Origin of the sequence: Clostridium tagluense (assembly GCF_003865095.1) — a bacterium.
Taxonomy (GTDB): domain Bacteria; phylum Bacillota; class Clostridia; order Clostridiales; family Clostridiaceae; genus Clostridium_AD; species Clostridium_AD tagluense.
Genome location: NZ_BHYK01000042.1, coordinates 18,292 through 32,966, shown reverse-complemented (window position 1 = coordinate 32,966; position 14,675 = coordinate 18,292). Strand labels below are relative to the sequence as shown.

The following is a 14,675-nucleotide window of genomic DNA, read 5'->3' as shown; positions in this document are numbered from 1 at the left end:
AGTTTCTTTATTATATTTTTCAGGTGGAATTCCTTCTAAAATTAGTTGAATAAAATATTTATATTTGCCTCGAATGAACTTTCTAACTACTCTACAATATTTAATTTTATTTAATAATGATATATGTGCATATTCATCGTTTTTATTTATAATTATATCTATCGCAAGTCCATTCCATATTAATTTATTATCTACAAATCTAAGTCCAGTTTTATTTGATTTACCCTCAACACTATTCATTTCACCATATTTTTTGAAATAAACTTTATTACATTTATGAAGCATTAATTGACCAAAAGCATTAAAACATCTTGTCGCTATTTTTTGTGTAGTGAAGCTATCTATATTATCTTTAAAATGTTTCTGTATAAGCTTAACGTATTTATGAAGTGAATATTCTGTCAAACCATTATTTTTATTTAATTTGTTAAATTCCTTATTACGTTCTTTGCCTTTTTTCATTTTAATTACTTTTCTATACTCTTTAGATTCTTTCATATAGTTATATCTTTTATATAATTCGCCTAGACAACTATTATAAATATTTCTACCTATTTCTAATCTTTTATCTAATATATCTTCTTGATATATTTCTGTATCTAATTTTAATGTCAATATATAACTTGACACAATATTCACCTCTCTTCACATACACATATCACCATATGTTTAAATCTCTCTTCAACATTAGGTATTAATTTTTTTCTTTTATATCTTGGACAAAATATAAAATTATAATTAATCAAAAATACAGTTGTTTTAGTTGTTCTATATTTATTTTTCATGAATTTATAATAGCATAGTTTATGTATTTTACAAATATATTATACACAAGCTATGCTATCCATCCCACACCTTAAGGAGTGGGCTTTCCGCACAAATATTGTAATATGAAAATAAAAAAAACCATAAGAAGATCATCTCTTCTTACAGTCTGAAATACTCTATTACTACTATAATTTATTAAAATCAGATATAAGCAAAAAATTCATGGCGTTAATAAATCCATCTAATTATTCTGATATATCTTGCACCAAAATTTTCAAAAAACTCTGGCTTAATATTTCAAAATATTTTTTTGAAATATCTTATAAATTATAATGTTGAATTCCAGTAAAGTAAGTTACCTTCTAAATGCCTTATTCCATAAAGAGCATAACAATAAAACCTAAATATAATTAGGCAAATTAAAACTCATTATAAAATATATATTAATTTTAAATTAATATTAGCAATTAGCTGGTGTCATAACTTACTTCCCCCTTTCAACATTTTTTCTTATTATATCACCTTTTGCATTCAATGTAAATAAGTTGAATTAATGTATTTTTTATATATTAATCTTAGATCTTAATTACATAATTTCTTTAGTAATTCTTATGACGAACTTTGAGAATTAGAGGACGTAACTATTGAAATTTAAGGTACGAACAATGGTCTTTGATAAGTTAAATATGGTATTAAAAAATAAAATTATTTACTATTGTGAAAATACAATTATGATTAAACATAGTAAATATGTTATTATTTATATGAGTTGAGTAGAAATTGTATATGATCTTGGTTTAGGAACTTGCTGGATTGGGGAAATATTAAAAAACGAAGATAAAGTACGAGAATTATTAGAGGTTTCAGAGGACTTAGAGTTAATGGCGGTTATATCCGTTGGATATCCGAGTGGAAAGGATGTAAAATCTAAAAGAAGGGATATTTCTGAAAACATTGTAAGTTGGTTATAAAATTAAACAAATAATCCCTTAAAAACACCGTAAAATTCAATTGAATTTTACGGTGTTTTTACTAGTGTTTACCTCTCACTGATAAATTGGATTTTATATTTATTGTTTAACCTTTAAGACCATTTGTCTGTCGTTCCATATTTTCTACAACAACATCATGAATATCACCTAATGAAGCACAATACTCAAGTACTTTCCATGGAGTATTTGTGTGAAAATGAATTTTAATCAGTTCCTCATCACCAACCGCAAGTAAGCAATCGCCTTCAATGTTTTTTGTAATATACTCGTTTATTTTATCTTCTGAAAGTTTTTCTCCTTCAATTAATAACTGCGTATCAAATCTGTATTCAAGCATAATTATTCTCCTTTTCTGTTTTACAAATTCCGATTTATATTTTGGTTAATTATAACATGGTTTTTTAATATCACACTATTCAATTTTCAAAGAACATTTTTTATTAGTTGCTAGGTAATACAAATATGTATAGACCACTGAGAAAAGTACGTCTTAACTAATGAATTTAAAAGTATGAACAATGTTCTTTGACAACTAAATAATATGGATTTTAAAACAAATATATACTATTTTATACAAAAATGGTAGTATGACAATATGGCAATTTAATGAATTGTATATAAATTTTACCTTTATATACCCTTATAAGAGGCCTACCAATAATACACATAAATTAATACTAACGCATTACATGGATAAAATATAATATCCAGAGGGGGATTCTATGTTTATAAAAATAAAAGAAACGAAATTGCCGAGACTATATGTGAATTGTTATGGAAAAGGGGATCCAACTGTCGTATTTGAATCAGGGCTAGGGTGTACTCATTTTGACTGGGAGGTAGTTCAAAATCAAATTTCAAAAAATACAAGAACATTTTCTTATGATAGATCAGGTCTCGGAAATAGCGATACAAGTGATTTACCAAGAAGCAGCTTAGACCAAGTTCACGAGCTACATACTGTTTTAAATAAATCAAAGGTTAAAGCCCCCTATATTATAGTTGCGCATTCAATTGGAGGCTATAATGCAAGATTATTCGCAGGTACATATCCTAAAGAAGTGTCTGGTATTGTATTTGTTGATTGTTCACATGAAAATCAATTTGAAGATAGGGTGAAACGTTCTTCTTCAAAAGAAATAGAAATCGTGAAAAGCCAATCCATTGGTTCAGAACAAACTTTTGATGAATTACTAATTAGTGCTAAACAAGTAAAAGAAATAAGAGAAAAGGATGCATTAAGGAATATTCCAATAATTGTCCTTACCGCTGACCATAAAGGTGAAAAATCTTCTACCATTACGGAAGAAACCTGGTTAAACTATCAAAATGACTTAGTATCATTATCAGATTATAGTAAACACATTATTGTTGAGGATAGCGGTCATTATATACAGAAGGATAAGCCCCAGGTAGTGATTGATGCAATAAAAGGGATAGTTAATGGAATGAGTAAGTAGATTCCGAAGTGGATAATATGGTATTTAAAAATGAAAATATTTACTATTATAGAAATGCAGTAATGTGAAAATATGTATAATATGCTATAATTTCTATAGAGTCAGGCCGAAGTTGTAAATTATAAAGCTACTAATATATTTATTAGTAAAATAAAGGAGTTGAAAATCATGTTAAATCACAAAGGGACGATAGAAATTAAAACTCAAAGATTAATATTAAGACGTTTTACTAGTGACGATTCAGATAGTATGTTTAATAATTGGGCTAGCGATGAGGACATATCTAAATACATGAGATGGCAACAACATGAAAATATAGAAGAAACTAAAATGATAATAAACCAGTGGCTCTTTGATTATAATAGATCATCTTTTTATATATGGGCTATTGCATTGAAAGAAAGCGATGAACCTATAGGTTCAATTGGTCTATTTATAATTAATGAGAATGATCTTTGTGGAGATGTAGGATACTCTATAGGTAAGAAATATTGGGGACAAGGTATTACCACAGAGGCACTAAAAGCTGTATTAAGTTTTGCATTTGAGAATATTGGATTCAATAGGATTGAGACTTATCATTCCATAAACAATCCTGCTTCAGGTAGGGTTATGCAAAAATCAGGGATGACATTTGAAGGCTTTGCAAAGCAGAAGTACAAAAGTATTTCTGGATTTGAGGACTGTAATATGTATTCGATACTAAAAGAAGACTTTAAAATCCAGTAATATCTCATACAAATTATAGTATTAATTATGACACAACTTATGAATGTTGCGTTACAACTGTAAAAAATAATAATAGTGAAAATACTATTTGTAGAATAATAGGACTAGCGAATAATAAAGGGAGGTTTTTAAATGAAATTTGAGAAGAACTTAAAAGGATTTATAGTTCAAGTTTGTCCACTACGTTACCAATTTCTGTAATGTTGTCATCTCATCCGCCATAGCAAAATTATTCAATGTTCCTGTATTATATTTTCATGTTCCAGTAAAAATCCTTTAAGTTTGAAAATGCAAAGTAAAAACTTCCAGTTTTTACTACAGCTTCTAATGCCATGGCAACAACTGGAAGTTTATGTTTACTAATTTATAGACTCTAGTGAATTAATTTTCTAATTCTCTATTTTTAGTGATTTTATTTGATTTTATTAACCTGTTAGAAATTACAAAAGCAAGTGTAGCTGGTATGACCCATCCAAATCCTACACTGGATAAAGGAACATATTTAAAGAATCCAATGCTATTTGATGTCAAATCATTTATAGTATTTAAAGCACTTACTATTAAAACTGTGTATGTAGTTATAGCAACTACCTTATTATTTTTCACTATATCACCAAGCAAAGTAGTAACTATTAGAACAATTACAATTGGATATATAATTTGTAAAACTGGACCTGCTAATTTAATTAAACTATCAACATCCTTTGTAGCCATTACTCCACTTACTAAAGCCATACTAATAGCAATACCTTTATAAGATAATTTACCCTTAGAAAGTTTAACAAAAAAATGTGATCCAGCTGAAAGTATTCCTATAGCGGTGGTTAAACATGCAATAGCAACACATAAACTAAGTATACAACTACCTATACTACCTAGGTCTAATCTAACAATTTCTGTAACCAGACTAGTTCTAGATATCTTTCCAGGAAATAAAGTAGTTGTTTGAGTCCCAAGGTACATAAGTCCCGTATATACAAAGGATAAACCTATTAAAGACACTACAGCCGATTTCATAGTTATCCTCATTATATCTTTTGAGCTTTTATAACCTTTTGCTCTAATAGCTGCAAGAATTATTGATGAAAATATAACACCAGTCATAGCATCCGTTGTTTGATATCCTTCTATTAAAGCTTTTGAGAATCCACCTTGGTAAGATGTAGCTACAATTGGTCCAATAGGATCTATTATTCCTTTAACTATAATTACAGCTAGCATTAATAAAAGTGCTGGTGTAAGTATTTTACCTATATTATCAATTATTGAAGAAGGTTTAAGCGCAAATGCAAGCACTATTGCAAAATACACTATAATCGATATATTTTGTCCAATTGATGGAAATAAAGGCTGAATTCCCAGTTCGAAAGTTGTTGCAGCTGTTCTTGGAATTGCAAATAAAGGTCCTATAACAAGAATTAAAGCTATAGAGACTATTACAGAAAATACTCGTCCTACTCTATCTGCCATTTTTTCAAAAGTACCATTAATTTTAGCACAGGCAATTACCGCACATAGAGGAAGACCAACTCCTGTAATAAGAAAGCCCATAATTGATGATAAAACTTTATCCCCTGCTGCTTTTCCTAATGTTGGTGGAAAAATCAGGTTTCCCGCACCGAAGAACATTGCAAATAATGCAAAACCTATAACTATTGAATGTTTTGTTGAATTTTTGATTTACATAACCTCCATCTTAATTTATCTTTGTAGTTTTATAACAAATAAATCAGTACTTCTTTAAAAAACGATTTGCTTTGTACATATTACCCTTACAACTTTAACTCTAATATGCTCTTACTCAAAATTATAACAATATTTTATTTTACGGTTTTTTTAGGTATCTGTCAATGCGAGATCAATGGGACTCTTAAAAAAAATCAAATTCCATAGTGATTGTACCACTACATGAACTATTTGCATCATAATTTATCTATCAATAATATAATTTATAAAATTTCCATCTCTCCTTTTATGAATCACGCCGCTTTATACATGATTTCACATAAAATCATATATTCATTTTTTTACCCAATTTACGGTAATAATGGTATAATTAAATAAATGATTTGTGTCCTGCGGGTATAATGTGACGAACTACTTAAAATTGCTAATGGAAGTGACCAACAAAGATAGTTTTAACACTATCAAACTTATTAAAGGTGACCAAATATGAATAATTCTATAAACAAAACTAAAATGCAATTTAATAAAGTAGCAGAAGAATATGATTTTATGGAATCATTATTTGATAATAGTAAATTTTTCGTTTTAGAAATGTCAGATAACAAAGGTTCAGTATTGGATATAGGTTGTGGGTCAGGTATTTTGGCATACAAGTTGTCAAAGCATTACGATAAAGTAATAGGTATAAAGATTGGATTTAGAATATTTAAATCCAATCTTTCAAAGGATTGGCTAAAGCATTTAGCTTCAGATAGATATTTATCAGAGGAGAAATTTAAAGATTTATTTACTACTAATTTGCCAGGATGTAGAATTTCCAGAAATGCTTATCAAATGCAAGTTATCTGGGAAAATAAAAAATAGTATACTGAAAGATGATCAAGTTGAATAAATCATTTTTTGTAGAAGAATAAAGTTGAAACTAAATATGGGGGAGGGACTATATATGGTAAATGAAAAAGTATTGGACCTTGCAAATAAGATTAGTAAGACAAAGCGTGGTTCAAAATCAGAAATTACGCGGGAACATCCAGAATGTAAAATTTTGGAACCTGTTGTTACAGAAGAAATGGCAGAAGTAGCACTTTGTCTTGAATTACATAAACCAAAAAGTGCGAAGGAAGTTGCAGCAATCTGCTGTAAATCTGTAGAGGAAACAGAAAGACTCCTATGGGAATTAGCCGTTGCCGGTGCTTGCCTCGTTGGTGAAAAAGAAGGTGTTGATAAATACTGGCTTGAGATTTGGGTTCCGGGCCACATGGAACTGATAGTTAACCACCCACATAGGGAAAACATTAAAAACTTTAAGCAAATTGGCCAGGCTTTTGATGGGTACGGGAAAAGAAGAGCTCCTATAGCAGCAGGTCTTTTTCCTGTAGGAACAGGCGTGATGCGTGTAATCCCTATCGAAAAATCCATTGAAGGAGAAACTAGAAGAGCATCCTATGAGGAAATTTCCAAATATCTCAATGAAAATACTGTTTTCTCAGTTTCCAATTGTTCTTGCCGTACAGCAAGAGAAGCTATGGGAGAAGGTTGCGGTCACTTGAAGGAAGATATGTGTATTCAGCTAGGCGATGCTGCCCAGTTCTATATCCGTACAAGCCGTGGCCGAAAGATTACCCGCGCGGAAGCTTTTGAAATTATTAAAAAAGCCGAAGAAAATGGTTTGATGCATCAAATACCCAATACAGATGGCCCTGGAAAAACCCACGCCATTTGTAACTGCTGCGGTTGTTCCTGTTTATCTACGAGAAATGCCTCAATGTTCCTTAACAATGATTTTGTGCGTTCAAATTATGTTTCAAAAATCGATAAAGATAAATGTGTTGCTTGCGGAGAATGTGTTGCGGTTTGTCCTGTTAATGCATTGAAACTAGGTCAAAATTTATGTACTAAAACACCAATTACTCCAGAAAAAAGAAAGGATTTCCCATCTAATACAAAGTGGGGTCCAGAGAAATGGAATGTGGATTATCGTACTAATAGGCAAAATGTTGTTGAAACCGGTACAAGTCCTTGTAAAACAGAGTGTCCAGCTCACATATCTGTTCAAGGATACATTAAGCTCGCTTCTAAGGGAAAATATAAAGAAGCCCTTGAACTTATAAAGCACGAAAATCCATTTCCAGCAGTATGCGGACGTATCTGTCCAAGAAAATGTGAATCCGCCTGTACAAGAGGCGATATCGACGATCCCGTTGCTGTAGATGAAATCAAAAAATTCATTGCAGATCAAGAGTTAAATGTGGATAATCGCTATGTACCAAAATTGAGACATGAATACGAAAAAAAAATTGCCATTATAGGTGCTGGCCCATCAGGTCTGTCCTGTGCTTTCTACTTAGCTATTGACGGTTATAAGGTAACTGTGTTTGAAAAACAAAAAGTACTTGGTGGTATGCTTACACTTGGAATTCCAGCTTATAGATTGGAAAAAGAAGTAATTAATGCAGAAATTGATATTTTGAGAGAACTCGGCGTTGAGTTCAAAACAGGTATTGAAGTGGGCAATGATGTCAGCCTTCCCGAACTCAGAAATGAGGGATATGAAGCATTCTATGTTGCAATTGGTGCTCAGGCAGGTAGAAACTTAGGGTTAGAGGGTGAAGATGCAGAAGGCGCTATTACAGGTGTTGATTTCCTTCGTGCTGTAAACCTTAGTAATGACATAAAACTTGAAGGAAACGTAGTTGTAATCGGTGGCGGTAACGTTGCTATTGATGTTGCAGGAACAGCTGCAAGACTTGGGGCCTCCAAAGTTGATATGTATTGCCTTGAGAGTCGAAAAGAAATGCCGGCCCTTGAAGAAGAAATTGAAGAAGCATTGTCAGAAGATATTGGTATCAACAATTCTTGGGGTCCAAAACGAATTCTTCAACAAAATGGACATGTTTCCGGCATAGAATTCAAAAAATGTGTTTCAGTTTTCGATAAGAATGGAAAGTTTAGTCCTATATTTGATGAAAAGGAAACTGTGATTGTTAAGACAAATAATGTTTTGATTTCAGTAGGTCAAGGAATAGACTGGGGCAACCTGCTGGAAAACAGCAACATAGAATTAAATCCAAACAAGACAATCAAAGCAGATCCCTTTACACTTCAGACAGGAGAGCCAGATGTATTTGCTGGTGGAGATGCAATGACAGGTCCAAAGTTTGCTATCGATGCTATTGCTATGGGTAAAGAAGGTGCAATTTCAATCCATCGTTATGTTCACCCAGGGCAGAGCTTAATTATTGGTCGTGACAGGAGAGAGTATCATGCACTTGATAAAGAAAACTTGACTCTTGAAAGCTATGACCGTATGCCAAGGCAAAGAGCACTTGCTGTGGATGGGAAAAAATCAAAAGAAACCTTTAAAGATTTACGTAGTACATTTACAGAAAATCAAGTGAAGAAGGAAGCAGAACGTTGCCTTGGCTGCGGTGCTACAACTAGAGATGAATACATGTGTATAGGATGCGGTGCATGTACAACCAGATGTAAGTTCGATGCTATTTCACTTGTCAGAAAATATGACGCTTCAAGCGTACCGCTAGAAAAGCTTAAACCGATAATTGTTAAAAACATGATTAAGCGTAAAGGTAGAATCTTTGTCCATAAGGTAAAAAAATCCTTACGCAAATAGAAAATATTGCTTGCTAGCCTATCTCAAAGCAAAACCTCCTCAGAATAAATATTATTTATTCTGAGGAGGTTTTTTAGTAGTATATAACAAGTAATTTACTTCAATTATATTACTATCAATGGATACTATATTTTCATAATATTCTGCTTTATTATTTATTTTTATTTGAAATTTTCACTAAATCTTTTAATTTTAAACGTCTGCCGTAATGAAGTATAGCCGAAGAGTATATTTTTATTGACATCCAAGCTATAATAGCAATTGTTATTCCCAAAGAAAATAGTGAAGCTACAATTTGTAAGGTAGGAACTTCTGTAGCTAAAATCCTACAAGGCATAGAAAATGGCGCAGAAAATGGAACAATAGATGCTATAATTGACATACTACCCTTTGGCGCAGACAGTGAAAAATATCCTGCGTAAAATGCTACCAGGGTTATCATATTTATAGGCATAAGGGCTGAATTGACATCCTCTGCCTTGCTTACAGTAGCCCCAGTAACAGCATTCATCATAGCATACAAGGAATAACCCAGTATAAAGTATACAACTATCATTGCAATACTAAAGGGCGTGAAGTAAGAAAAATCAAGCATTTGACCTGCTATTGCAAAGTCCTCTGGAAAAGTTAATTTGTAAGTTAACGCAGCAGTAAATACAACCAACGACAGTTGAATTAATCCAAGCAGTCCCATAGCGGCACTCTTTCCAAGAATTATTTTTGATGGTTTCGTGGAGGTTACAAGGAGTTCCATTACCCTTGAAGTCTTTTCAGAAGCCACAGACATGGCTACTCCATATCCATAAAAATAAATTACAAAGAACAACAACATACTTATAACCATACTTGAAATATAGCTATTCATTTTTGGTTTTCCAAGCTCATTAACCTTAAAGGAAATATCGCTTTGTACCATTTTAGATACGTCATCTGATACCTTAGCATCTTTTAATAGGTTAGTTACAAAAGTACTTTTTATTATACGACTTACTCCCGTAGAGTCTGGTCCATCACCAGCTTGTTTAACTAAATAATCAAAGGTGGGTACACCGTTTTTCTCATCTAGAATTATTAGCGTATTATTTTCTCCATCCTTAACTTTATTTTTAAGAATATCAACACTACCATAAGGCCGAGACTTAACTTCATATTCTGAAAAGACTTTGCCGAGATTACTTAAATCTCCCTTTAGAATACCCTTAGCATCAACTACATAAATAACTCCCTTAGCTTTGCCACCTTTTGATTGTTGCTCTGTTTTATTATTTCCATCATTGTGGAAGGTCTTTATTATAGCTGGCAAACTAATTATTAAAACAGTTAAAAGTAGTGTGATTACAGTTGAAATAATAAATGCTTTTTTTCTGGAGTTTTCTTTAAATGTATAGACTAAAACCGCAAGAAACTCTTTCATTATTGTTCACCAACCTTTTCAATAAATATTTCATGAAGAGAGGGTTCACGAATTTCAAATTTATCAAGTCTTATTTTTGATGTTATAATTTTTTCAAGAAGGCTATATGCCTGCTGGTCTGATTTAATTTTAAATTCGTACCCAGTAGCAGTTTTTGATAAAATATTCATGCCTTGCTCTTTTATGAGATCCTCAATTCCTTCTTGGCAGTTCACAGTAAGATTTGTTCTTCCATAGCCAGCCTTTATTTGTTTTAGATTACCCTTTAGGATAGTTTGTCCATCTTTTAATATTACAAGACCTTTGCAATACTCTTCAATAGATTGCATTTGATGACTGGACATTATAATAAATTTATCCTTTTCAACTAATTCGTTAATTACACTTTTGAACAAATCAGCGTTTACGGGGTCAAGACCACTTAGTGGTTCATCTAGAATAATCAATTCTGGATCATGCAAGAGTGCTGTTATCAATTGTATTTTTTGTTGATTACCCTTAGACAATTGCTCTGCAGTAAAGTTTGAGTATTCAGATACCTTAAGCCTATCAAACCAATAGTTTATAGCTTTTTTTACTGACTTTCCATCCATACCTCGAAGTTTTCCGAAATATGAAAGTTGATCTACTACCTTAGCCTTAGGATATAAACCTCTTTCCTCTGGTAGGTATCCAAATTTCACAGTTTCTCTTGTAACAGCCTTTCCATTCCATTCAATTGTTCCGCTATTTTTTTCAAGAATCCCCAAAATCATTCTTATTGTTGTGGTTTTGCCTGCTCCATTTGTTCCAAGCAAACCAAACACACCTGGATTTTCAATTTCAAAAGAAAGATTGTCTACTACAGTTTTTTCTCCAAACTTCTTTAATACGGATGATATCTCTAGTGCCATATTACTTCCCCCTTGCATAAAACGCATTTATTTTGATGCACCTTATATAACCATAAATTTTCATACATTGATATTATAACATTAACTTGTCAAAATTTTCAATATCCAGTTAAAAATTGTCTGCTTTATCTTGAATTCCTTTTAAATTTACTTTTTCTTTTTTTCTTCTTACTTAAATTAATTTTTCTTATTATAAACACTATTCCTATTAAGAATAAAATAAATATTCCAGCAGCCATAAGATATATAAGTATAATATTTTTTGTTAAAGTTCCACTAGAAGCCATTGAATAAAGCTTATAAGTTTTGACTTTTCCCTTTTCAGTTAATGACAAGGTTCCAATGCTCTTATTCCCTTTAAGACTAGAAAGGTCAGTACTTGTTAAGTTTATATTCTCCTGCAACTCTTTTTTATTCGCTTCGTTGTTGAAATAGCTAATGTCTTCTTTAGCCACAAGTGGTACACTAACCGCTTTCTCTGGGCCAAAGAAGCCAAGAGGTTTGTATTCTAATGTTTCGGTTTTTATAATGTCATTCTTTGCATGTAATACTGTCTGCTGTAAATTATAGCTATAGTCAATTATTTTTTTCATATCATTGAAAACATAAGTGTCATTGGCATCGTGAATTGATCCCATAACGACTCCCATAATTTCTCTTCCATTTCTTTCATAAAAGGCTACAAGACATCTCCCAGCTTTTGAAGTATACCCTGTTTTCCCAGCAATACAACCATCGCTTCCAAGAAGTTTATTACTATTTTCAATAACAAATCTTGTACCCTTTGATGTTGATAAAGTATTTTTCTTTTTATTCATTGACTCTTTTACCCAGGGGTTTAAAAATGAGGTTCTAGCCAATATACTCATATCATAAGGCGTAGTATAATGATCTGGACTATGAAGACCATTAGAAGTTACAAAGTGAGTTCCTGTCATATTCAATTTTGCTGCCTTATCATTCATCATTTTCATGAAATTTGTAGAATTTCCTGAAACGTTGTCTGCAATCATATACGCTAGGTCATTTGCTGAATAAAGTAACAGTCCATCCATTACGTCCGCAGCTGACATAGTTTCATCAAGCCCGATTGGATGAAAATTAACATTTAATGAATCCGCGGGTTGAGATTTTGCACTTTGAGTATATTTTAATTCATCATTTTTCCCCATGTTCTCAGCCAGCAATAATGCTGTCATTAGCTTTGTTGTACTTGCTGGGTACATTTGTTTATCTACACTTTTCGCATAAATTATTTCGCCAGTTGCAACATCTACAGTTATTGCTGCTTTCCCATATATTTCCTGCAAATCAGTAGTTCCATCGATACCCTCAGCGAAAACATTTGAACTAATAGAAAACACTAGAAATAATACAATTAAAATTAAAAACCTTTTATTTTTCAACTTTCATCTCTCCATTACTTTAATTTATTGTGCACCTAATCTAATCCCAATAAAAAGAAATCGCCTTATTTAGCGATTTCTTTTTACTAATTATAACAAACAACTGGAGTACCTGACTCAATATTATCAAATACTGTTTTTGCTAAATCGTATGGTGAATTTATACAACCATGGGACCCAGCGCTCTTATATAGTACTCCTCCAAACTTATCTCTCCAGCTTGCATCATGAATTCCTATTCCTCCATTAAAAGGCATCCAAAAGTTAACAGGAGCAGCGTAACCTTCCCCTTTAAGGGTTGCATTTTTTTCTTTATATTTCAACTTATAAATACCTGGTGGTGTTGCATTCACCGACCCTTCAGTACCTGTGACAACATCCCCTTGTACTACCAGTGAACCATTTTTATAAAACCATAAATGCTGCGTTGTCAAATCTATTTCTACATAGGTATTCCCCATATCATCGTTACCATGATATAAGGCAGTTTGAGTATATGCTGGTTCTTTTGTTATAGTTTTCCCTTCTTTTATAGTCGAAATTAAAGCTTCTGTTTCCTTAGCTTTATTAATTGACCATCCATAATCACCAGTGTTAATATTCATTGCCTTTTTTGATGATGAAACAAAATTTCTGCTCTTACCAATTGTATTATATTTGTTAGAAAGTTCGTCCATATAATTTTCAACTTCTTTTTCATCAAATGTGACTTTAATATTCTCATCAACTACAATCCACTTATTTATTGTAGAACTATCTAAAAGTTCTTTATCTTCTCCAAAAGTATAGGTGATTTTTGAAGATACATATTTGTTAAGCATACTTCTGGTATCGACGACTTTTTTAGATTTCGAAGTATATTGTGGGTTAACATAATAATTGATTGATTCCAAATCAATTGTAGCTTCCCCCTTACTTACTGCTGCTGACACATGCTCATATAAAATATCTTTATTAACCTTATTTCCAAGAACTTCACCTACAATCATATAACCATTATCTGTATACTTAAAGCTAGCATTTTTAGGCTCAATTACATTACTGCTATCAAAACAAGATAGCTTGTCCACTCGTTCTTTTAATAGATTCTTATCATATTTAATTCCTTCTACCATCTTAGAATCTTTTTTATTAAAAACTGCTGAAACCCATTTATAAGGATTCTGTCTATCTTTAAAATCCTTAAATTGCCCATCTGAATTATACTTTAAACCAACATCTTTACCATTAATTTGCTCAGTTTTACCGCCTCGCTCTTTTATATTCAACTTATATTTTTGAATTTCAGATGCCATTTGTTTATTTACATTCTCAACAATTTCACCTGAAACACTAATGCCATTTATTTCTGAACCAAAATAAAAATGATTCATGAAATACATTGCCATCCCAAAATATATAACAAGTAAAGTACAAATAAAAATTATAATACCTGTAACAATTTTCTTGCGCTTTTTTATTGGCCTTATTATTGACTTTTCTAATTCATTTTCCGTAATTCCCACCCCTTCTAATTACAATAAAATGCCGACTTAATACGTGTCCTTCCTAAGTCTACATTTCATTTTTTGTACTAACCTTCTACTACAAATAACAACGCAAATATAATAATACATCTTTTAAATAAATTATGAAAGAGGTATTTTTTTAAAATTATGTGCCAACCATAAAATTAAAAATAAGGTAGAACATATAA

The 14,675-nt window shown here is 31.6% G+C and carries 11 protein-coding genes and 2 pseudogenes; 5 read left to right on the top strand and 8 right to left on the bottom strand.

Annotation, left to right across the window (positions count from 1 at the left end):
• Positions 1 to 630: pseudogene (locus Ctaglu_RS22085) on the bottom strand (RNA-guided endonuclease TnpB family protein); the annotation flags it as partial.
• Between the two features lie 11 nt (positions 631 to 641).
• Positions 642 to 785: pseudogene (locus Ctaglu_RS26070) on the bottom strand (IS200/IS605 family transposase); the annotation flags it as partial.
• 762 nt (positions 786 to 1,547) lie between these two features.
• On the opposite strand from Ctaglu_RS26070, the gene Ctaglu_RS22080 reads away from it, so the two are divergent.
• A complete protein-coding gene (locus Ctaglu_RS22080) occupies positions 1,548 to 1,739 on the top strand; it encodes a nitroreductase family protein (RefSeq protein WP_125005825.1) in 192 nt (63 codons plus the stop codon).
• Positions 1,740 to 1,845: 106 nt separating this feature from the next.
• Here Ctaglu_RS22080 and Ctaglu_RS22075 read toward each other — a convergent pair whose 3' ends face one another.
• Entirely contained in the window at positions 1,846 to 2,097 is a 252-nt protein-coding gene (locus Ctaglu_RS22075; protein ID WP_125005823.1) for a fatty acid kinase subunit FakA-related protein, read from the bottom strand.
• A gap of 385 nt (positions 2,098 to 2,482) precedes the next feature.
• On the opposite strand from Ctaglu_RS22075, the gene Ctaglu_RS22070 reads away from it, so the two are divergent.
• Both Ctaglu_RS22070 and Ctaglu_RS22065 read left to right on the top strand, forming a co-directional pair.
• The gene (locus Ctaglu_RS22070) at positions 2,483 to 3,220 is read left to right on the top strand and encodes an alpha/beta fold hydrolase (RefSeq protein ID WP_125005821.1); all 738 of its coding nucleotides are present in this window, start codon (positions 2,483 to 2,485) and stop codon (positions 3,218 to 3,220) included.
• Positions 3,221 to 3,388: 168 nt separating this feature from the next.
• The gene (locus Ctaglu_RS22065; RefSeq protein WP_125005819.1) at positions 3,389 to 3,949 is read left to right on the top strand and encodes a GNAT family N-acetyltransferase; all 561 of its coding nucleotides are present in this window, start codon (positions 3,389 to 3,391) and stop codon (positions 3,947 to 3,949) included.
• A gap of 381 nt (positions 3,950 to 4,330) precedes the next feature.
• On the opposite strand, the gene brnQ is transcribed toward Ctaglu_RS22065, so the two are convergent.
• Positions 4,331 to 5,629, bottom strand: a complete 1,299-nt coding sequence (gene brnQ, locus Ctaglu_RS22060) for a branched-chain amino acid transport system II carrier protein (protein ID WP_267901312.1) — start codon at positions 5,627 to 5,629, stop codon at positions 4,331 to 4,333.
• Positions 5,630 to 6,121: 492 nt separating this feature from the next.
• On the opposite strand from brnQ, the gene Ctaglu_RS22055 reads away from it, so the two are divergent.
• Entirely contained in the window at positions 6,122 to 6,499 is a 378-nt protein-coding gene (locus Ctaglu_RS22055) for a class I SAM-dependent methyltransferase (RefSeq protein WP_233439915.1), read from the top strand.
• Positions 6,500 to 6,581: 82 nt separating this feature from the next.
• Complete coding sequence (locus tag Ctaglu_RS22050; protein WP_125005815.1) at positions 6,582 to 9,266, top strand: FAD-dependent oxidoreductase; 2,685 nt, start codon at positions 6,582 to 6,584, stop codon at positions 9,264 to 9,266.
• A gap of 151 nt (positions 9,267 to 9,417) precedes the next feature.
• Here Ctaglu_RS22050 and Ctaglu_RS22045 read toward each other — a convergent pair whose 3' ends face one another.
• From Ctaglu_RS22045 to Ctaglu_RS22030, 4 genes are all read right to left on the bottom strand, one after another.
• On the bottom strand, positions 9,418 to 10,680 hold the full coding sequence (locus tag Ctaglu_RS22045) for an ABC transporter permease (protein WP_125005813.1): 1,263 nt from the start codon (positions 10,678 to 10,680) through the stop codon (positions 9,418 to 9,420).
• Positions 10,680 to 11,573, bottom strand: coding sequence for an ABC transporter ATP-binding protein (locus Ctaglu_RS22040; protein ID WP_125005811.1), 894 nt, complete (start codon positions 11,571 to 11,573; stop codon positions 10,680 to 10,682). Before Ctaglu_RS22040 ends, Ctaglu_RS22045 begins: the two co-directional genes overlap by 1 nt.
• A 125-nt stretch (positions 11,574 to 11,698) precedes the next feature.
• A complete protein-coding gene (locus Ctaglu_RS22035; RefSeq protein WP_125005809.1) occupies positions 11,699 to 12,979 on the bottom strand; it encodes a D-alanyl-D-alanine carboxypeptidase family protein in 1,281 nt (426 codons plus the stop codon).
• Positions 12,980 to 13,065: 86 nt separating this feature from the next.
• Complete coding sequence (locus Ctaglu_RS22030; protein ID WP_233439913.1) at positions 13,066 to 14,484, bottom strand: L,D-transpeptidase family protein; 1,419 nt, start codon at positions 14,482 to 14,484, stop codon at positions 13,066 to 13,068.
• Positions 14,485 to 14,675 lie beyond the last annotated feature (191 nt).